Annotated in this window: 18 protein-coding genes; 11 read left to right on the top strand and 7 right to left on the bottom strand. The window is 72.3% G+C overall.

Annotation, left to right across the window (positions count from 1 at the left end):
* Positions 1–22: 22 nt before the first annotated feature.
* From hpaD to hpaR, 3 genes are read right to left on the bottom strand one after another with little or no spacing between them, the layout of a single operon-like run.
* Positions 23–949 (bottom strand): 3,4-dihydroxyphenylacetate 2,3-dioxygenase, encoded by a 927-nt coding sequence (hpaD, locus tag IM725_RS16130; RefSeq protein ID WP_193781659.1) that lies wholly within the window; start codon positions 947–949, stop codon positions 23–25.
* Position 950: 1 nt separating this feature from the next.
* Positions 951–2,408 (bottom strand): 5-carboxymethyl-2-hydroxymuconate semialdehyde dehydrogenase, encoded by a 1,458-nt coding sequence (gene hpaE / locus IM725_RS16135; RefSeq protein WP_193781660.1) that lies wholly within the window; start codon positions 2,406–2,408, stop codon positions 951–953.
* Positions 2,345–2,836 (bottom strand): homoprotocatechuate degradation operon regulator HpaR, encoded by a 492-nt coding sequence (gene hpaR, locus IM725_RS16140; RefSeq protein ID WP_193781661.1) that lies wholly within the window; start codon positions 2,834–2,836, stop codon positions 2,345–2,347. Before hpaR ends, hpaE begins: the two co-directional genes overlap by 64 nt.
* A gap of 60 nt (positions 2,837–2,896) precedes the next feature.
* Between hpaR and IM725_RS16145 the strand changes: the two genes are divergently transcribed.
* From IM725_RS16145 to waaF, 7 genes are all read left to right on the top strand, one after another.
* Entirely contained in the window at positions 2,897–3,676 is a 780-nt protein-coding gene (locus tag IM725_RS16145; RefSeq protein WP_193781662.1) for an SDR family oxidoreductase, read from the top strand.
* Between the two features lie 64 nt (positions 3,677–3,740).
* Positions 3,741–5,117, top strand: coding sequence for a DNA repair protein RadA (gene radA, locus IM725_RS16150; RefSeq protein ID WP_193781663.1), 1,377 nt, complete (start codon positions 3,741–3,743; stop codon positions 5,115–5,117).
* Positions 5,118–5,158: 41 nt separating this feature from the next.
* A complete protein-coding gene (locus tag IM725_RS16155) occupies positions 5,159–5,530 on the top strand; it encodes a glycerate kinase (RefSeq protein WP_193781676.1) in 372 nt (123 codons plus the stop codon).
* A 69-nt stretch (positions 5,531–5,599) separates the two neighbouring features.
* Positions 5,600–7,759 (top strand): SulP family inorganic anion transporter, encoded by a 2,160-nt coding sequence (locus tag IM725_RS16160; RefSeq protein WP_193781664.1) that lies wholly within the window; start codon positions 5,600–5,602, stop codon positions 7,757–7,759.
* 66 nt (positions 7,760–7,825) lie between these two features.
* Positions 7,826–8,761: a branched-chain amino acid transaminase gene (locus IM725_RS16165; protein ID WP_193781665.1), complete on the top strand. Its 936-nt coding sequence runs from the start codon at positions 7,826–7,828 to the stop codon at positions 8,759–8,761.
* Between the two features lie 132 nt (positions 8,762–8,893).
* Positions 8,894–9,115 carry a zinc-finger domain-containing protein gene (locus IM725_RS16170; RefSeq protein WP_193781666.1) on the top strand — a complete coding sequence of 74 codons (222 nt, stop codon included), beginning with the start codon at positions 8,894–8,896 and terminating at the stop codon, positions 9,113–9,115.
* Between the two features lie 43 nt (positions 9,116–9,158).
* Complete coding sequence (gene waaF / locus IM725_RS16175; RefSeq protein ID WP_193781667.1) at positions 9,159–10,199, top strand: lipopolysaccharide heptosyltransferase II; 1,041 nt, start codon at positions 9,159–9,161, stop codon at positions 10,197–10,199.
* Positions 10,200–10,395: 196 nt separating this feature from the next.
* Here the strand turns inward: waaF and IM725_RS16180 are convergent, their stop codons facing one another.
* Positions 10,396–11,580: a sensor histidine kinase gene (locus tag IM725_RS16180; RefSeq protein WP_193781668.1), complete on the bottom strand. Its 1,185-nt coding sequence runs from the start codon at positions 11,578–11,580 to the stop codon at positions 10,396–10,398.
* 1 nt (position 11,581) lies between these two features.
* Positions 11,582–12,304, bottom strand: coding sequence for a response regulator (locus IM725_RS16185; RefSeq protein ID WP_193781669.1), 723 nt, complete (start codon positions 12,302–12,304; stop codon positions 11,582–11,584).
* 67 nt (positions 12,305–12,371) lie between these two features.
* Here IM725_RS16185 and IM725_RS16190 point away from each other — a divergent pair, with 67 nt between their 5' ends.
* The gene (locus tag IM725_RS16190) at positions 12,372–13,850 is read left to right on the top strand and encodes a class I adenylate-forming enzyme family protein (protein WP_193781670.1); all 1,479 of its coding nucleotides are present in this window, start codon (positions 12,372–12,374) and stop codon (positions 13,848–13,850) included.
* Positions 13,851–13,887: 37 nt separating this feature from the next.
* On the opposite strand, the gene IM725_RS16195 is transcribed toward IM725_RS16190, so the two are convergent.
* Positions 13,888–14,091, bottom strand: a complete 204-nt coding sequence (locus tag IM725_RS16195) for a hypothetical protein (protein WP_193781671.1) — start codon at positions 14,089–14,091, stop codon at positions 13,888–13,890.
* 69 nt (positions 14,092–14,160) lie between these two features.
* Positions 14,161–15,543, bottom strand: coding sequence for an AmpG family muropeptide MFS transporter (locus tag IM725_RS16200; protein ID WP_193781672.1), 1,383 nt, complete (start codon positions 15,541–15,543; stop codon positions 14,161–14,163).
* Between the two features lie 44 nt (positions 15,544–15,587).
* On the opposite strand from IM725_RS16200, the gene IM725_RS16205 reads away from it, so the two are divergent.
* The 3 genes from IM725_RS16205 to IM725_RS16215 all read left to right on the top strand — a co-directional run bounded on the left by IM725_RS16205 (position 15,588) and on the right by IM725_RS16215 (position 18,404).
* Positions 15,588–16,409: a M48 family metallopeptidase gene (locus IM725_RS16205; protein WP_407692533.1), complete on the top strand. Its 822-nt coding sequence runs from the start codon at positions 15,588–15,590 to the stop codon at positions 16,407–16,409.
* A gap of 82 nt (positions 16,410–16,491) precedes the next feature.
* A complete protein-coding gene (gene pyrF / locus IM725_RS16210) occupies positions 16,492–17,322 on the top strand; it encodes an orotidine-5'-phosphate decarboxylase (protein ID WP_193781674.1) in 831 nt (276 codons plus the stop codon).
* Positions 17,319–18,404 (top strand): 3-deoxy-7-phosphoheptulonate synthase, encoded by a 1,086-nt coding sequence (locus IM725_RS16215; protein WP_193781675.1) that lies wholly within the window; start codon positions 17,319–17,321, stop codon positions 18,402–18,404. The genes pyrF and IM725_RS16215 overlap by 4 nt, the downstream gene beginning before the upstream one ends.
* Positions 18,405–18,738: the final 334 nt, after the last annotated feature.

The following is an 18,738-nucleotide window of genomic DNA, read 5'->3' on the forward strand; positions in this document are numbered from 1 at the left end:
GGCTCGGGGTGGGATGCGGCGTTCACAGCCGCTGGCTGACCGCGGTGTAGCCGGTCGCCCCGGAGGCCTGCGCCGCCGGGATGGCCGCGCCATCCTGCGGGGTCACGGGGAACACCGCGTTGACCTGCCCGGTGCCGGAGGCGCCGAAGTAGGGCGTGACGATCTCGGCGCGGCCGTCGTAGGCGCTCCAGCCCAGCGCGCCCAGCATCATGGCCGTGTCGTGCATGAAGCCTTCGCCGTGGCCCTTCACCGCGTACTCGGGCAGCATCTCGCAGAAGTCCTTCCACTGCCCCTCGCCCCACATGCGCAGCACCTCGCGGTCCAGGTGCTCCAGGAAGGGGCTCCAGATCCTGAAGCCGTACTCGGGCGCCAGCCCGTTCTGCGCGAAGCGGTGCGACAGCGAGCCGCTGGCGAAGAAGGCGACGGTGCCGTCGTAGTGGTCTTCGACCGCCTTTCGCATCGCCCAGCCGAGCCGGGCGCTGTCGTTCAGGTAGTGGGCCATGCACAGCGCCGAGACCGACACCACCTTGAAGTCGCGGCCGGCGTTCATGTAGCGCATGGGCACCAGCGTGCCGTATTCCGGCGCCAGCGTGGTGGCGTCGTGCGCCAGGGTCTCCACGCCCATGGCGTTGCAGGCCCGGGCCAGCAGCTGGCCCAGCGCCGGGTTCCCCGGGAAGCCGTAACCCATGTTGCTGATGAAGTGCGGCAGCTCGTTGCTGGTGTAGCGGCCCGCGAACTCCGGCGCGCAGTTGATGTGGTAGTTCGCGTTCACCAGCCAATGGGTGTCGAAGACCACGATGGTGTCCACGCCCAGTTCGCGGCAGCGCCGGCCGATCTCGACGTGGCCGTCGATCGCGTCCTGGCGCGTGCCCTTGCGCGGGCCGTCCAGCTCGCTCAGGTACATCGAGGGCACGTGCGTGATCTTGGCGACGAGCGCGAGCTTGCCCATGTCAGGCTCCCCAGTGCGGGATGTGGTGCGCACCCAGCGAGACGGCGACGTTCTTGGGCTCCAGGAAGACCTCGTAGCTCCAGGTGCCGCCCTCGCGCCCGGTGCCCGATGCCTTGGTGCCGCCGAAGGGCTGGCGCAGGTCACGCACGTTCTGGCTGTTGACGAAGCACATGCCGGCCTCCACCGCAGCCGCCACGCGGTGCGCGCGGCCGATGTTCTCGGTCCACACGTAGCTGGACAGGCCGTAGGCGATGTCGTTGGCGATGCGGATGGCATCCGCCTCGTCCTCGAACGGGATCAGGCAGGCCACCGGGCCGAAGATCTCGTCCTGCGCGATCTTCATGCGGTTGTCCACGTCGCCGAACACGGTGGGCAGCACGTAGTTCCCCTTGCCCACGCGCTCGGGCAGATCGGGCGCGCCCAGGCCGCCGCACAGCAGCGTGGCGCCCTCCCTGGGCCCGAGCTCGATGTAGCTGCGCACCTTGGCCAGGTGCGCCTGCGAGATCATGGGGCCGATGAGGGTCTTCTCGTCCAGCGGGTCGCCCACGGTGATGCGCGTGGCGCGCTCCACGAAGCGCTTGGCGAACTCGGCGTAGATCGACTTCTGCACCAGGATGCGGCTGCCGGCGGTGCAGCGCTCCCCGTTGTTGGAGAAGATCATGAACACGGCAGCGTCCAGCGCCCGGTCCAGGGCCGCGTCCTCGAAGACCACGAAGGGCGACTTGCCGCCCAGCTCCATGCTGAACTTCTTCAGGCCCGCTTCCTTCACGATGCGGTTGCCGGTGGCGGTGGAGCCGGTGAACGAGATCGCGCGCACGTCCGGGTGGCGCACCAGCGGCTCGCCCGCGTCCTTGCCGTAGCCGTGCACCACGTTCAGCACGCCGGGCGGGATGCCCGCCTCCAGCGCGAGCGCGCCCAGCCGTGCGGCGGTCAGCGGCGAGAGCTCGCTCATCTTCAGCACCGCGGTGTTGCCGAAGGCCAGGCAGGGCGCCACCTTCCAGGTGCTGGTCATGAAGGGCACGTTCCAGGGCGAGATCAGCGCGCACACGCCCACCGGGTGGAACAGGGTGTAGTTCAGGTGCGTCTCGGTCGGGTAGGTGTGGCCGTCCACCCGGGTGCACATCTCGGCGAAGTAGTAGAAGTTGTCCGCCGCGCGCGGCACCAGCTGCTTGCCGGTCTGGGCGATGACCTGGCCGGTGTCGTCCGTTTCCATGCGCGCGATCTCGGGCACCTGGGCGGCGATCAGGTCGCCCAGCTTGCGGACCAGCCTGGCACGCTGGGGGGCGGGCAGGGCTGCCCACTTCGGGAAGGCCGCCTTGGCCGCAGCCACGGCCGCGTTCACCTCCGCCTCGCCACCGGCGGCGACCTCGGCCAGAACCTCCTGCGTGGCCGGGTTCAGGCTCTGGAAGTAGTCGCGGCCCGGGACCTGTCGTCCGTCGATGAGGTGGTCGATTCGCATGTGTGCTCCAAGGCTATGACTTCGTCCAGCAGGCGGTAGAGCTGCGCCAGCTTCGCCGTCCCCAGTTCCTGTTCCATCCAGGCGTAGTGCGCCTCCACGGTGTGCGACAGCGTGCCCACCAGGCGCAGCCCGCGGGCGGTGGCCTCGACCACCGTGCGGCGCTGGTCCGCCGGGTCGCGCGCCCGCCGCACCAGCCCGTCGCGCTCCATGCGCGCGAGCACGCCGGTCAGGCTGGGGCCGAGGATGAAGGCCTCGCGCCCGATGCGGCCGGTGTCCACCTGGCCGTGTTCGCCCAGCACGCGCAGCACCCGCCACTGTTGGTCCGACAGGCCGTGCTCGCGCAAGCTGGGCCGGGTGTGGGCCATGACCGCCTCGCGGGCCTGCAGCAGCAGGCGAGGCAGGTTGCGGTGCTTGAAAGGGGTTGCCATGCCGGGGTCGAATTACTTAACATGTTAAATGTTTCCCGATGCGCGTCAAGCGCCCCCGCCATGGACCTCCACATTGCCGGCCGCAAGGCCATCGTCTGCGCCTCGTCCCAGGGGCTGGGCCACGCCTGCGCACGTTCGCTCTCGCGCGAGGGCGTGCAGGTGTTCATCAACGGCCGCGACGCGACCCGGCTCGAGGCGGCTGCCGCGCTCATCCGGGCCGAGACCGGGCAGCCGGTCGTGCCCGTCGTGGCCGACATCACCACCGAGGCCGGCCGGGCGCGCCTGGTCGCCGCCTGCCCGGATGCCGACATCCTGGTCACCAACAACGCCGGCCCCACGCCCGGGCGCTTCGAGGACTGGGACCACGACGCCTACCTCGCGGTGTTCGAGCAGAACATGCTGCCCGCCGTGCTGCTGATCCGCGCCCTGCTGGCGGGTATGCGCCAGCGCCAGTTCGGCCGCGTGGTGAACATCACCTCGGCGATGGTGAAGTCGCCCAACCCGCACCAGGGCCTGTCCACGGCCGCGCGCACCGCGCTCACCGCGGTCTGCAAGGCGATCTCGCGCGAGGTGGCGGTGGACAACGTGACGATCAACAACCTGCTGCCCGAGCGCATCGACACCGGCCGCCAGCAGTACCTGATCGAGCGACAGGCCCGCATCGACAACAGCAGCCTGGAGGCCGCGCGCGCCAAGCTGGTGGACACCATCGCCGCCAAGCGCTTCGGCCGGCCGGAGGAGTTCGGCGACATGTGCGCCTACCTGTGCAGCGCCCAGGCCTCCTACATCAGCGGCCAAAACATCCAGCTGGACGGGGGCTCCTACCGCGGCATCGTCTGAGGCGGCATGGCCCGCCGCAAGCCGGGCCACGGCCCGCGGCGGGGCGCCCCCTTACACTGCCGCCGTGGCCAAAGAGAAGACGACCTACACCTGTTCCGAATGTGGCGGCACCAGCCCGCGCTGGCTGGGCCGCTGCCCGCACTGCGAAGCCTGGAACACCCTGGTCGAATCCGTGGCCGAGCCGGCCGCGGGCGCGGCGCGCAACCGCTTCGCCGCGCTGGCGCCCACCGCGCCGGTCGCGGTGCTGGCCGACATCGAGGCGGCGGAGGTGCCGCGCACGCCCACCGGCATCTCCGAGCTGGACCGGGTGCTGGGCGGTGGCATCGTCGAGGGCGGCGTGGTGCTGATCGGCGGCGACCCGGGCATCGGCAAGTCCACCCTGCTGCTGCAGGCGCTGGACGGCCTGCAGCGGGCCCAGGTGCCCACGCTCTACGTCACGGGCGAGGAGAGCGGGGCCCAGGTGGCGCTGCGCTCGCGCCGCCTCGGGCTGGACCATTCGCAGGTCAAGGTGCAGGCCGAGATCCAGCTCGAGCGCATCCTGGCCACGCTGGCCGACCAGCGGCCCGCGATCGCGGTGATCGACTCGATCCAGACCGTCTACTCCGACCAGCTCACCTCCGCCCCGGGCTCGGTGGCGCAGGTGCGCGAATGCGCGGCCCACCTCACCCGCGCGGCCAAGTCCAGCGGCACGGCGGTGGTGCTGGTCGGCCACGTCACCAAGGAAGGCGCCCTGGCCGGCCCGCGCGTGCTGGAGCACATGGTGGACACGGTGCTGTACTTCGAGGGCGACACGCATTCCAGCTATCGCCTGGTGCGGGCCATCAAGAACCGCTTCGGCGCGGTGAACGAGATCGGCGTCTTCGCGATGACCGAGAAGGGCCTGCGCGGGGTGACCAACCCGAGCGCGATCTTCCTGTCGCAGCACGCGGAGCCGGTGCCCGGCAGCTGCGTGCTGGTGACGCTGGAAGGCACGCGGCCGCTGCTGGTCGAGGTGCAGGCCCTGGTGGACAGCGGCGGGCCCAGCCCGCGCCGCCTCTCGGTGGGCCTGGAGCGCGACCGCCTGGCCATGCTGCTCGCGGTGCTGCACCGCCACGCCGGGGTGGCCTGCATGGACCAGGACGTGTTCGTCAACGCCGTCGGCGGCGTGCGCATCACCGAGCCGGCCGCCGACCTGGCGGTGATGCTGGCCATCACCTCCTCCCTGCGCGGCCGGCCGCTGCCCAAGGGCTTCATCGCCTTCGGCGAGGTGGGCCTGGCGGGCGAGGTGCGGCCCGCGCCACGCGGCCAGGAGCGCCTGCGCGAGGCGGCCAAGCTCGGCTTCTCGGTGGCCGTGGTGCCGCGCGCCAATGCGCCCAAGAAGGGCAGCCGCGACATCGAGGGCCTCACCATCCACCCCGTGGACCGGATCGAGGAGGCCATGGAGATCGTGAGGGCGCTGTGAACCGGCTGCGACCCTTCATCTTCCCCGTCGCGGGGCTCGCGATGCTGGGCCTGGCCTGGCAGTCCTGGGGCTGGAAGGGCGTCGCCTTGGTGGCGGGCGGCCTGGTGATGTGGACCCTGCTGCACTTCAACCGCACCATGGCCGTGCTCGGCAAGGCCGCCCAGCGGCCCAAGGGCTTCGTCGGCAGCGCGGTGATGCTCAACGCCAAGCTGCAGCCGGGCTTCAGCCTGATGCACGTGATCACCATGACCCAGTCCATCGGCGAGGCCATGACCGCGCAGGGCGTGGAGCCGGAGGTGTTCCGCTGGCACGACGAGGGCGGCTCCTGGGTGGACTGCGAGTTCGAGCGCGGCCGGCTGGCGCGCTGGTCGCTGGTGCGCCCGCCCGAGCCGGTCCCGCCCGCCCGGGATTGACCCTGATGCCCGGCCCGCGGCCGGGCCCCAGAATGCGGCTGTTTGTAACAAGACGCACTGGACGTTCGCATGCCACGGGGTACCTTGCTGCGCGACCTGGTCGCCGGGCTGGTGGTGAGCCTGATGGCCATCTCCTTTTACGTGTCCTGCGCCGCGCTGCTGTTCCAGGGGCCGCTGGCGATCTACCTGGCGCAGGGCGTGGGCATGTCGCTCACCGGCGGCGCGCTCATGTCGCTGGCCGCGTTCCGCACCAGTTCCATGCCGCTGGCCTCCATGGGGCCGGAACCGGCCACGGTGCCCATCCTGGGCGCCATCACCGCCGCCGTCGCCGCCGGCTGCACCGCGGCGGCCGCGCTGCCCACGGTGGTGACCGCGCTGTGCGTCGCCGGCTTCCTGATCGGCCTGGGCTGGTACACGCTGGGCCGCAAGCGCGCCGGCGACCTGGTGCGCTACATCCCCTACCCGGTGATCGGCGGCTTCCTGTCGGCCGTGGGCTGGCTGATGGTGAGTGGCGGCGCGGCGGTGTCCAAGGGCGCCTCGCTCACGCCGGCCGCGCTGCTGGGCATGGCCCGGCAGGGGCCGCCGGCCCAGCTGCTGGTGGGCGTCGCCGTCGCCCTGCTGATCTGGGGCAGTACCCTGCGCTTCAAGCACACGCTGCTGATCCCCGGGCTCATCGTCTCCAGCTGCCTGGCGGTCCACGCCGGCCTGTGGTGGGCCGGGCTGGACCCGGCCACGGCGCGCGCGGCGGGCTGGCTGATGCCCGCCTTCGGCGTGATCATGCCGCCCTCGCCGCTGCAGCCCGCCTTCTTCACGGCGGTGGACTGCGGCGTGCTGGCCGCGCAGTCGGGGCTGATCGCCGTGTCCGTCGCGGTGAGCGTGATCGGCCTGCTGCTGGCCGAATCCAGCCTGGAGGTCGCCTTCGACACCCGGGCCGACTTCAACGCCGACCTCAAGCTGCTGGGCCTGGTCAACATCGCGCTGGCGCCCCTGGGCGGGCTGCAGGGCGGCGTCTCCGTCAGCCGCTCGCTCGCCAACCGTGAGGCGGGGGCTGCCGGGCGCCTGGCCGGGGCCGTGAACGGCACGGCGTGCCTGGCGGTCATGGCCGTGGGCGGGCCCGTGCTGGCGCTCATCCCCAAGCCGGTGCTGGGGGGCCTGCTGATGTTCCTGGGGCTCAGCATCCTCAAGGTCTGGCTGTTCGACGGCCGCAAGCGCCTGTCGCGCGGCGACTATGCCGTGGTGGTGGTCATCCTGCTGCTGACCATCGCCTTCGGCTACCTGCAGGCGGTGATCGCGGGCGTGGTCATCTGCTGCTTCGATTTCGCCGTCTCGTCCGCGCGCGTGGGCGCGGTGCGCCGCATCTTCAGCCGCAACGAGTGGCCCGGCAGCGTGGAGCGCGCCGCTGCCGAGGTGCTGCTGCTGCGCGCAAGCGGCGAGCGCGTGCGCGTGGTGGAACTGCAGGGCACCCTGTTCTTCGGCTCCATCCGCCGCCTGGGCACCGAGCTGGAAGCGCTCATGACGCGCACTCAGGCGCCCCTGGACCTGCTGGTGCTGGATTTCCACCGGGTGCCGGCCATGGATTCCTCCGCCGCCCAGGCCCTGGCGCGCGTGCTCAAGGTCGCGGCGGCGCAGCAGGTGCGGCTCGCGTATTCGGGCGCTTCGCCGCGGGTGCGCGCGGTGCTGCGCGCGAACGGCGCGCTGCCGCCGGGCGGCCCGGCCGAGCACGAGGACGTGGCCGCCGCGCTCGCCGCCTGGGAGGACGCCCTGCTGCAGGCGGCGCAGCAGCAGCTGCCGCGCGACCCGCTGCAGGCCTGGCTGGCCGAGGAAATGGGCTCGCCCGAGCGCGCCCAGGACCTGCTCGCCCGACTGGAGCGCATCACCCTGCAGCCCGGCGACGTGCTGTTCCGCCAGGGCGAGGGCGCCGACGCGCTCTACCTGGTGGAGCAGGGCCGGCTCTCCGTCTTCCTGGGCGGCGAGGGGGCGGAACATCGCATCCGCACCGTCCAGGCCGGCGCCACCGTCGGCGAGATGGGCCTGTACCGCGAGGGCGGCCGCAGCGCCACCGTGCGGGCCGAGGTCGCCAGCGCGGTGCTGCGCGTGAGCAAGGCCGGCCTGGACGCGATCGAGCGGGAGTCGCCCGGGCTGGCGATCGGCCTGCACCGCCTCTTCGTGCGCCTGCTGGCCTCCCGGCTGGAGCATGCCAACGCCCATGCGCGTGCCCAGGCGGCCTGAGGGCGGGCAGGGGGGCCGGCCCGGCCGTAAAATGCCCGGTTCGACAGCGACACCCAAGGACAAGCGATGACCGCACTACCGTCAATGGCCGACCGCGACGGCAAGATCTGGATGGACGGGGAGATGGTGGACTGGCGCGACGCCAAGATCCACGTGCTGACCCACACCCTGCACTACGGCTGCGGCGCCTTCGAGGGCGTGCGCGCGTACAAGACGGTGGACGGCACCGCCATCTTCCGCCTGCAGGAGCACACCGACCGGCTCTTCAACTCGGCCAAGATCCTGCGCATGCAGCTGCCCTTCTCCAAGGAGCAGGTCAACGAGGCCCAGAAGGCGGTGGTGCGCGCCAACAACCTGGAAAGCTGCTACCTGCGCCCGCTGACCTGGATCGGCTCGCAGAAGCTGGGCGTGAGCCCCAAGGGCAACCAGATCCACCTGATGGTGGCGGCCTGGGCCTGGGGCGCCTACCTGGGCGAGGAAGGCATGAAGCGCGGCATCCGCGTGAAGACCTCCAGCTACACCCGCCACCATGTCAACATCACGATGACGCAGGCCAAGGCGGTGAGCAACTACAGCAACTCCATCCTGGCCAACATGGAGGCCACGGACGACGGCTACGACGAGGCCCTGCTGCTGGACAGCTCGGGCTTCGTTTCCGAGGGCGCGGGCGAGAACATCTTCGTCATCAAGGGCGGCGTGATCTACACGCCCGACCTGTCCGCCGGCGCGCTGAACGGCATCACCCGCAACACGGTGTTCCACATCGCCAAGGACCTGGGTATCGAGGTGGTCCAGAAGCGCATCACGCGCGACGAGATCTACATCGCCGACGAGGCCTTCTTCACCGGCACCGCCGCCGAGGTCACGCCGATCCGCGAGCTGGACCGCGTGGAGATCGGCAGCGGCTCGCGCGGCCCGCTGACGGAGAAGATCCAGTCGGCCTTCTTCGACATCGTGAACGGCCGCAACCCCAAGTACGCCCACTGGTTGACGAAGGTGTAACCCCCCCGATGCGCCTGCGGCGCCTCCCCCCAGGGGGGCGCCACCGGCGGCCCGGCGGAGCCGGTTCCGCGGTGGCCCTGGCAGGGGCCGGGCTGCGCGGCCGGCCTGATACCTCTGGCCTAGGATACGAACATGAATACGACGACTCAAAAAGACGCGGTGGTCGAACTGCTGGCCAAGGACCTGAACGCCAATGGCGGCGTGTTCTGCCCCAGCCCGACGGCCGGCATGAAGCTGTGGAACAACCACCCGCGCATCTACCTGGACGTGGCCCGTACCGGCGAGGCCAAGTGCGCCTACTGCGGCACGGTGTACCGCCTGAAGGCCGGCGAACACTTCGGCGGCGGCCACTGAGGCCCATGCGGGCGCGGCCGGCCCGCGCCCAGCGCCTGCACCCATGAACCGGCCCAGCCGACTGCGCGCCACGAGCGGCGCCGCACCCGCCGAGCCCTCGCGCTCGCTGGTGATCGCGCCGCAGTGGATCGGCGACGCCGTGATGACCGAGCCGCTGCTGCGCCGGCTGGCCGGCCGCGGCGAGCGGCTCACCGTCGGGGCCGTGCCCTGGGTGGCGCCCGTGTACCGGGCCATGCCGCAGGTCGAGGCGGTGATCGAGTTCCCCTTCCAGCACGGCGGCCTGCAGTGGCGCGCACGGCGCGAGCTCGCGCGCGAGATCGAGGGCCGCTTCGACACCGCCTACGTGCTGCCCAACTCGCTCAAGAGCGCGCTGCTGCCCTTCCTGGCCAGCATCCCGCGGCGCGTGGGCTACCTGGGCGAAGCCCGCGTGGGCCTGCTCACGCACCGGCTGCGCAACCCCGCGGGCAAGCCGCCCATGGTGGCCTTCTACTCCGCGCTGTCGGGGGACACCGAGGGCCTCGCGCAGGACCGTCCGCGGCTGGTGCTGCCCGCCGGCGCGCTCGAGGCGGCGCTGGCCGCCCAGCAGCTGGCGGCCGGTGCGTTCTACGTGTTCGCGCCCGGGGCCGAGTACGGCCCGGCCAAGCGCTGGCCGGCCATCCATTACGCTGAACTCGCGAAGTCGCTGGACCACCCGGTGCTGCTGCTGGGCTCGGCCAAGGAGGCGGCCCTGGCCGAAGAGATCGCCCAGGAAGCCGGCGGCGGCCGCTGCCGCGTGCTGGCGGGCCGCACTTCGCTGATGGAAGCGTTCGCGCTCATCGCCGCGGCGCGGGCCATGGTCAGCAACGATTCCGGCCTCATGCACGTGGCCGCGGCGCTGGGCACCCGGCAGGTGGCCCTGTTCGGCTCCTCGAGCCCGCTGCACACGCCGCCGCTGAACGAGGCGGCGCGGGTCGTCTGGCTGCGCGAGGACCCCGGCTACCAGCCGCCGCTGGACTGCGCGCCCTGCTTCGAGCGCGAGTGCCCTCTGGGCCACACCCGCTGCCTGGTGGACATCACGCCCGAGCGGGTGCGCACCCTGCTCTGAGCGCCACCCCAAAAAAAACAGCCATCCGGGGATGGCTGCTGGAGGCAGTCCTGGCTGGACCTGCGTTCTTGGACTTGCGGTGAAAAATGGATCCGTGTGACAGCGGTTCATCTGAATTTAAGGTTTGCGACGCCCGAAGTCATTACCGTGAACACGGCCTTATCGTGACGAATCGTGACGTGTGTCACGGTTCATGTCAGTTCTGGGCGTGAACCGGAATCCGGATCACGAAGCAGGCCCCCCCGCCGGGCTGGTCCTCGCACCAGGCGCGGCCCCGGTGGCGCTCGGCGATGGAGCGCACCAGCGCCAGGCCCAGGCCGACCCCGCCGTGGCGCTCGCTGGCGCCGGGCAGGCGGTGGAAGGGCTCGAAGATCCGCTCGCGCTGGGCCGGCGGCACCCCGGGCCCCCGGTCGCGCACCCGCAGCACCGCATCCGGGCCCTCCCGGACAAGCTCGACCCGCACCGCGTCGCTGCTGTAGCGGCGGGCGTTCTCCAGCAGGTTGCGCACGGCCCGGCGCAGCAGCCTGGGCACGCCGTCGACCACCAGAGGCACGCCCGGCGAGGCGGCCAGCTCGGCGCCGGTGTGGGCGCACTCCTCGGCCACGAGCCCGGTCAGGTCCACCGGCTCCACGGTGCCCATGTCGGCCTCGCGCGCGTCCAGCCGGCTGGCCAGCAGGATCTCGTCCACCAGCTGGTCCAGCTCGGTGATGTTGCGGCGGATCTCCTCCTGGAAGGCGGGCGGCGCGTCGCTGCCCATCAGTTCCAGGCCCATGCGGATGCGGGCCAGGGGGGAGCGCAGCTCGTGCGAGGCGTTGGCCAGCAGCGACTTGTGCGTCTTGACCAGGGTGTCCACGCGCTCGGCCGCCAGGTTGAAGCGCCGGGCCAGGGCCGCCACCTCGTCGTTGCCGCCGTCGTCCACCCGCACCGACAGGTCGCCGTCGCCCCAGCGCTCCACGCCGCTGCGCAGGCGCTCCAGGCGCTGCGTCATGCGCCGAACGATGGGGAAGCTGCCCAGCGCGACGGCGAGCGCCACGATGGCCAGCATCCAGAACAGCCCGGCCGGCCCGCGCATCATCCAGCCGCGCCCCGGCGGCGGCTCGCCCGGCGGGTGCGGGCGCGGCGGCAGCTGCACGATGAGCGTGCGCCCGTCGTGCATCGCGACCGCGAACTCCAGGCCCTGCGGCGTGCGCACGGGGCGGGTCATGGCGCGGCCCAGCACGGTGCCGTCCTCCTCGCGCAGGATCACCTCGCGCACCGGCAGCTGCTGGTTGCTGGCCTGCAGCAGCCAGCCGAAGGCCACGCTCAGCAGCAGCACCGCCACCAGCACGGCCAGCCAGATGCGCAGGTACAGCGGGAAGCGCCAACGCGCCGGAAGCGTCACCTCAGTCCTGCTGCTTGGCGAACACGTAGCCCACGCCGCGCACCGTGAGGATGCGCTTGGGGTTCTTGGGATCGGCCTCGATGGCCGCGCGTATGCGGCCCATGTGCACGTCGATGGAGCGGTCGAAGGCCTCCAGCTCGCGGCCGCGCACGGCTTCCATGATCTGGTCGCGGGTGAGCACGCGGCCGGCCCGTTCGGCCAGCGTCATGAGCAGGTCGAACTGGTAGGAGGTGAGCTCGGCGGGCCGGCCGCCGACCGTCACGCTGCGCGCGTCACGGTCCAGCTCCAGGCTGCCGAAACGCATCAGCTGCAGGGCCGGGGCCACGCCCTCGACGCGCCGGCGCAGCACGGCGCGTATGCGCGCCAGCAGCTCGCGCGGCTCGAAGGGCTTGGGCAGGTAGTCATCGGCGCCCAGTTCCAGGCCGATGATGCGGTCCATGGGGTCGCCCTTGGCGGTGAGCATGAGCACCGGCACCTGGCCCAGCGGCGGCGGCAGCGCGCGCACGCGCCGGCACACCTCCAGCCCGTCCATGTCCGGCAGCATCAGGTCCAGGATGAGCAGGTCGGGCCGGTGGCCGCCCGGCGGGTCCTGGAGCAGGTTGAGCCCGGTGCGGGCATCGATCGCGTGGTTCACGGCATAACCGGAACGGCCCAGGTACTCGGCCACCATCTGGGCCAGCCGGGCGTCGTCCTCGATGATCAGGAGCTGCTGCATGGAAGACATCGTACTCAGGCAGCCATGCTCGCGCCACGCGGTCGAGGCCGCTTGAACCGCAGGTAAAGTTGGGTAAATGGCCGAGTCCGCCACGCCCGCGCTGCCGCTGTTGCTGCACGAGATCCTTGCCGCGCAGGCCGGCCTGCGCCCCGACGCACCTGCGATCCGCTTCGGGGAGCGCCAGCTGGACTACGCCGCGCTGGCGCAGGCGGTGGGGCAGGCCGCGTCGGCCCTGTGGCACCGCTGGGGCGTGCGGCCCGGCGACCGCGTGGCCTGGCTGGGGGCCAACCACCCCGGGCAGATCGTGCTGCTGTTCGCGCTGGCGCGCCTGGGCGCGGCGCTGGTGCCGCTGAACTTCCGGCTCGCGCCCGGCGAATGGGAGGCGCAGCTGCAGGCGACCACGCCCGGCCTGCTGCTGCACGACGCGGCCTGGGCCGCCGCCGCGCGGGCGCTGGCGCAGCGCGTGGGGATCGCGGTGGCGGGCGTGGACGCACTGGACGCGGGCGGTGCGCCCGCGCCCGTGCATGCCGGGCCCGACGCACCGGCCCTGCTGGTCTTCACCTCGGGCACCACCGGCGCGCCGCGCGCCGCCGTCCACACGCAGGCCATGCTGCGCGCGAACATGGCCATCGCGGCGCAGGTGCAGGGCCTGCGGCCGGACGACCGCGTGCTCACGGTGCTGCCCATGTTCCATGTCGGCGGGCTGTGCATCCAGACCCTGCCTGCGCTGGCCCTGGGCGCCGAGGTGCTGCTGCATGCGCGCTTCGCGCCCGAGGCGGCGCTGGACGCCATCGCGCACGACCGTCCCACGCTGACGCTGGTGGTGCCGGCGGTGATGAAGGCGCTGGTCGAGCACCCGCGCTGGGCCGCCACCGACCTGTCCAGCCTGCGCGCGGCCTGGGCCGGCTCCAGCCTGCTGCCCGCGCCGCTGGTGCGCGCCTTCCACGAGCGCGGCCTCCCGGTGTGCAACGTCTACGGCGCCACCGAGACCGGGCCGTTCTCCGTCGCGCTGCCGCCCGCGTTCGCGCTGTCGCACGCCGGGGCCTGCGGCTGGCCGGCCCCCGGGGTCGCGCTGCGGTGCGTGGACCCCAGGGACGGCGTGGGCGAGCTGTGGCTGCGCGGGCCCAACGTCATCCGCCGCTACTGGCCCGACGTGCCCGCCGTGGATGCGCAGGGCTGGTTCCACACCGGCGACCTCGCACGCCAGGCCGCGGACGGCAGCTGGACCATCGCCGGCCGCGTGAAGGAGCTCATCATTTCCGGCGGCGAGAACATCCACCCGGCCGAGATCGAGGCCGTGCTGGCGGAGCATCCCGCGGTGCTGGAATGCGCGGCCTTCGGCCTGCCCGACCCGCAGTGGGGCGAGGTGGTGGCGGTGGCCGTGGTGTGCGCGCAGCCGGGGCCGCCACCGCAGGCGGCGCTGCAGGCGCACCTGGCGGCGCGCATCGCGCGCTACAAGCTGCCGCGGCGCTGGCTGTGGCTGGACGCGCTGCCCAGGACGGCGCTGGGCAAGGTGCAGCGCCCAGCCCTGCAGGCCCTGGCGGCCCGGGGCTGAGGCGGCCCGGCGCTGATCGTCGCGCCGGGCGCGGCCCTCAGTCGGCCTCGGGCCGGGGCCGCAGGGTGGCGCGCTTGCGCTCCTGCATCTTGAACTTCGACAGGGCGCTGGCCGCGCCCTGGCCCGACTGCTGGTCGTCACGCACGCGCTCGGCCGAGCGTCGCTCCGGGCTGGCCGTGCCACTGCCTGCCGGCGGATCGGCAGCAGGACGTCCTCGCCCGGGCGTGGGGTCGGGTTTCATGGGCCCAAGGTAGGGCAGGGGCCGGGCAGTCGGCGTCAGGCGGCGCTGTCGCCGCGGGTAGGCGCAGGCCTAGGGCCGGCGTGCGCCCTCTCCCGCATCGCGGGTGTGGCGGGCATGCACATGCGAGGCCAATGCGACCAGCACCAGCACCGGCAGGCCCAGCAGCGCGGTGGCGGTGAAGAAGCTGGTGTAGCCGAAGTGGTCCACGTACTCGCCCGAGAAGCCGGCCAGCCATTTGGGCAGCAGCAGCATGATGGAACTGAAGAGCGCGTACTGCGTGGCCGAATAGTCCACGTTGGTCAGGCTGGACAGGTAGGCGATGAACGCCGCCGAAGCGATGCCGCTGGACAGGTTGTCGGCCGAGATCACGAAGATGAGCGAGGTCAGGTCGTGGCCGCGCGAGCCCAGCCAGGCGAAGAGCAGGTTGCTGATCGCGCTCAGCACCGCGCCCAGCATCAGCACCCGCATCACCCCCATGCGCAGCGCCAGCGCGCCGCCCAGGAAGGCCCCGGCCAGCGTCATCACCACGCCGAAGACCTTGGTGACGGCGGCCACCTCGTCCTTGGTGTAGCCCATGTCCACGTAGAAGGGGTTGGCCATGATGCCCATCACGATGTCGCTGATGCGGTAGACCGCGATCAGCGCGAGGATGAGCCCGGCCTGCCAGCCGTAGCGGCGCAGGAAGTCGGCGAAGGGCTCGACCAGCACCTCGCGCAGCCAGGCGCCCAGGCTGCGCGCCGGCGGCAGGTCGCGACGCGCCGGCTCCGGCGACAGCAGCACGGTGAGCATGCCCACCGCCATCGAGGCGGCCATGGCGAGGTAGGCTGTGCGCCAGGCGCCGTGCTGGTACCCGGGGGTGCCCGCGACCTCCGAGCGGGCCGCGATCCACAGCACCCCGGCGCCGGCCCAGATCATGGCCAGCCGGTAGCCGGTCTGGTAGGCGGCGGCCAGCGCGCCCTGGCGTTCGCTGCCGGCGGACTCGATGCGGAAGGCGTCCAGCGCGATGTCCTGGGTCGCCGAGCCGAAGGCCACCATCACCGCGAATCCCACCGTGGCCTGCAGCGACAGGCGCGGGTCATTGCCCGCCATGCCGCACAGCCCGGCCACCACCACGCACTGGGCCAGCAGCAGCCAGGCCCGCCGCCGGCCCAGGCGCGCACCCAGCACGGGCAGCGGCAGCCGGTCGACCAGGGGCGCCCAGGCCCACTTGAACGCGTAGGCCAGGCCCACCCAGGACAGGAAGCCGATGGTGGTTCGGTCTATGCCCGCCTCGCGCAGCCAGAAACTGAGCGTGCCCAGCACCAGCAGCAGTGGCAGCCCGGCGGAGAAACCGAGGAAGAGCATGCGCAGGGTGGCCGGCTCCAGGTAGACCCGCAGGGCCTGCCCCCAGCCGGCGGGCGCGGCGGCCGCGGGCGGGGCGACGGGGTCGGTGGCGGGGCGCGTGTCGTTCATGGCGGGGCTGCGCGCATTATGGGTGCGCCCGTATCATGGCCGGCATGGTTACTGGCCGCCTTTTCGCCGCGTGGGTGCTTGGCTTGTGCAGTCTCCTGCCAGGCCTGCTGGCGCCCGCCCATGCGCAGGTCGACGTGGGCCAGCCCTCGGCGCTGCGCAGCCTGGTGCCGGCCGACGAGATCGAGGACGCCTCGCGCCAGGAGTACGCCAAGCTGCTGCAGCAGGCGCGCGCCCAGGGCGCGCTGGCGCCCGAGGGCGACCCGGGCCGGGTGCGGCTGCAGGCCATCGCGCGGCGCCTGATCGCGCAGGCCCCGCGCTGGAACGACCGCGCCCGCCAATGGCAGTGGGAGGTCAACCTGATCGGCAGCAAGTCGGTCAACGCCTTCTGCATGCCGGGCGGCAAGATCGCCGTCTTCACCGGGCTGCTGGACGGCCTGAAGCTGAGCGACGACGAGGCTGCGATGGTGCTCGGCCACGAGATGGCGCATGCCTTGCGCGAGCATGCCCGCTCGCGCATCGCCAAGAGCGAGGGCACGGGACTCGCCCTGTCCATCGGCGCGCAGCTGCTGGGCCTGGGCCAGGTGGGCGACCTGGCCGCGCGCATGGGCACGCAGCTGCTGACGCTCAAGTTCAGCCGCGAGGACGAGGTCGAGGCCGACCTGGTGGGCCTGGAGCTCGCCGCCCGGGCCGGCTACGACCCGCAGGCCGCCATCAGCCTCTGGCAGAAGATGGGCGCGGCCGGTGGCGGGCAGGGCGGGCCGGCCTTCCTGTCGACCCACCCGACCGGCCCCGACCGGCAGCAGCGCCTGCGCGAGAACATCCCGCGCGTCGAGGGGCTGTACCGCGCGGCGCGGGCCGGGCGCTGAATCCCGCCCCCGGGCTTGGGACCTGTGGCCCGCTGCCGAAAGGCGGCGCTGGTCCACGCACCCCCCTGACTACAATTTGGGCATGACCTTCCTCGAGATGCTGCGCGACGCCGCGCAGCGCAACGGTTCCATGCTCTGCGTGGGCCTGGACCCGGACCCAGCGCGCTTCCCGGCCGCGATGCGCGGCGACGCGTCGCGCATCCATGATTTCTGCGCCGCCATCGTCGACGCCACGCGCGACCTGGTCATCGCCTACAAGCCGCAGATCGCCTACTTCGCCGCCCACCGCGCCGAGGACCAGCTCGAGCGGCTCATCGCCCACATCCGCGCCAGCGCGCCCGGCATCCCCGTGATCCTGGACGCCAAGCGCGGCGACATCGGGTCCACCGCCGAGCAGTACGCCGTGGAGGCCTTCGAGCGCTACGGCGCCGATGCGGTGACGCTGTCGCCCTTCATGGGCTTCGATTCGGTCCAGCCCTACCTGAAGTACCCCGGCAAGGGCGCCTTCCTGCTGTGCCGCACCTCCAACCCGGGCGGCGACGACCTGCAGGCCCAGCGCCTGGCCTCCGTCGAGGGCCAGCCGCGCGTGTTCGAGCACATCGCGCGCCTGGCGCAGGGCCCCTGGAACAGCAACGGCCAGCTCGGGCTGGTGGTGGGCGCGACCTATCCGGCCGAGATCGAGCAGGTGCGGGCCATCGCGCCCACGCTGCCGCTGCTGATCCCCGGCGTGGGCGCCCAGGGGGGCGACGCCGAAGCCACGGTGCGCGCCGGCTGGCGTGCGGGCGCCCCCATCGTCGTCAACTCCTCGCGCGCCATCCTCTACGCCTCCTCCGGCGAGGACTTCGCCGAGGCCGCGCGGCGCGAGGCCTTGCGCACGCGCGACCAGCTGGAACGCGCACGGGTCGCCGCATGAACCCGCTGAACGAGGACAAGGCCGAGACCACCCGGCTGGAAGACCTGCGCATCCGCCAGGTCAGCCCGCTGATCTCGCCCGCGCTGCTGCAGCACGACCTGCCGGCGGATGCCGCGGTGCAGTCGCGCATCGAGGGCTGGCGCCGCGCCGTCGCCGACGTGGTCCATGGCCGCGACCCGCGGCTGCTGGTGGTGGTGGGCCCCTGCTCCATCCACGACAGCGAGCAGGCCCTGGACTACGCCCGCAAGCTCAAGGCCGAGGCCGACGCGCTGCAGGACGACCTGCTGGTGGTGATGCGCGTCTACTTCGAGAAGCCGCGCACCACCGTGGGCTGGAAGGGTTTCATCAACGACCCGCACCTGGACGGCAGCTTCCGCATCAACGAGGGGCTGCGCCGCGCGCGCGAACTGCTGCTGGCCATCGCCCGGCTCGGCCTGCCCGCGGGCACCGAGTTTCTCGACCTGCTCAGCCCGCAGTACATCGCCGACCTGGTCAGCTGGGGCGCGATCGGCGCGCGCACCACCGAGAGCCCCAGCCACCGCCAGCTCGCATCCGGCCTGTCCTGCGCGATCGGTTTCAAGAACGGCACCGACGGCGGCGTGCAGATGGCCGCCGATGCGCTGGTGGCCGGCGGCGCGCCGCACGCGTTCATGGGCATGACCAAGATGGGCCAGGTGGCGGTGTTCGAGACCGCCGGCAACGAGGATTGCCACATCATCCTGCGCGGCGGTTCGCGCGGGCCCAACTACAGCGCCGCCGATGTGCAGGCCGCGTGTGCGCTGCTGGCCAAGGCCGGCGTGGAGCAGCACCTGATGGTGGACTGCTCGCACGCGAACTCGTCCAAGCAGTACGAGCGGCAGGTCGAGGTCGCGCGGGACGTGGCGGCCCAGGTGGCCGGTGGCGAGCGCCGCATCATGGGCCTGATGGTCGAGAGCCACCTCGCACCCGGCCGCCAGGACCTCAAGCCCGGCGTGCCGCTGCAGTACGGTGTCTCCATCACCGATGCGTGCCTGGGCTGGGACGCGACCCAGCCGCTGCTGCGGGACCTGGCGGCGGCGTCGCGGGCGCGGCGGGGACGCTGAGCGTTCGTGGGCCTTGGCCGCGGGGGGCGGTCTTCCGTGTCGTTCGCCACTTGAGCATTCAGTTTCAGGCGTTGGTTCTGCGTTGGGTTCCGTGCCTGCATCTCGTCAGGCAAACCCAGCCCCGGCCGCCGGCAGCCCGCTGCCGCGCCCAATGGGGCGGTCGGCACTTCGTGTCCGACTTCCCCTGCGATGCTCGGTCCAGGCCCCGCGGCGTAACTCGCTACGCGCTCGCCTGCGGCGACCGCTTCGCTCAGACAGACGCCGCAAGTCAGAAAGCTTGGGGCCTGGCCCTGCGCTTCTCGGGCGCCCCATAGGGCGCGGCAGCGGGCAGCCG

It is taken from the genome of Ramlibacter aquaticus, from assembly GCF_015159745.1.
GTDB lineage: Bacteria > Pseudomonadota > Gammaproteobacteria > Burkholderiales > Burkholderiaceae_C > Ramlibacter > Ramlibacter aquaticus.

Bases quoted from the DNA above. Each gene is read 5' to 3' on its own strand.
- hpaD (WP_193781659.1), bottom strand. From the start codon at position 949: ATGGGCAAGCTCGCGCTCGTCGCCAAGATCACGCACGTGCCCTCGATG.
- hpaE (WP_193781660.1), bottom strand. From the start codon at position 2,408: ATGCGAATCGACCACCTCATCGACGGACGACAGGTCCCGGGCCGCGAC.
- hpaR (WP_193781661.1), bottom strand. From the start codon at position 2,836: ATGGCAACCCCTTTCAAGCACCGCAACCTGCCTCGCCTGCTGCTGCAG.
- IM725_RS16145 (WP_193781662.1), top strand. From the start codon at position 2,897: ATGGACCTCCACATTGCCGGCCGCAAGGCCATCGTCTGCGCCTCGTCC.
- IM725_RS16155 (WP_193781676.1), top strand. From the start codon at position 5,159: ATGCTGGGCCTGGCCTGGCAGTCCTGGGGCTGGAAGGGCGTCGCCTTG.
- IM725_RS16160 (WP_193781664.1), top strand. From the start codon at position 5,600: ATGCCACGGGGTACCTTGCTGCGCGACCTGGTCGCCGGGCTGGTGGTG.
- IM725_RS16165 (WP_193781665.1), top strand. From the start codon at position 7,826: ATGACCGCACTACCGTCAATGGCCGACCGCGACGGCAAGATCTGGATG.
- IM725_RS16170 (WP_193781666.1), top strand. From the start codon at position 8,894: ATGAATACGACGACTCAAAAAGACGCGGTGGTCGAACTGCTGGCCAAG.
- waaF (WP_193781667.1), top strand. From the start codon at position 9,159: ATGAACCGGCCCAGCCGACTGCGCGCCACGAGCGGCGCCGCACCCGCC.
- IM725_RS16185 (WP_193781669.1), bottom strand. From the start codon at position 12,304: ATGTCTTCCATGCAGCAGCTCCTGATCATCGAGGACGACGCCCGGCTG.
- IM725_RS16190 (WP_193781670.1), top strand. From the start codon at position 12,372: ATGGCCGAGTCCGCCACGCCCGCGCTGCCGCTGTTGCTGCACGAGATC.
- IM725_RS16195 (WP_193781671.1), bottom strand. From the start codon at position 14,091: ATGAAACCCGACCCCACGCCCGGGCGAGGACGTCCTGCTGCCGATCCG.
- IM725_RS16200 (WP_193781672.1), bottom strand. From the start codon at position 15,543: ATGAACGACACGCGCCCCGCCACCGACCCCGTCGCCCCGCCCGCGGCC.
- IM725_RS16205 (WP_407692533.1), top strand. From the start codon at position 15,588: ATGGTTACTGGCCGCCTTTTCGCCGCGTGGGTGCTTGGCTTGTGCAGT.
- pyrF (WP_193781674.1), top strand. From the start codon at position 16,492: ATGACCTTCCTCGAGATGCTGCGCGACGCCGCGCAGCGCAACGGTTCC.
- IM725_RS16215 (WP_193781675.1), top strand. From the start codon at position 17,319: ATGAACCCGCTGAACGAGGACAAGGCCGAGACCACCCGGCTGGAAGAC.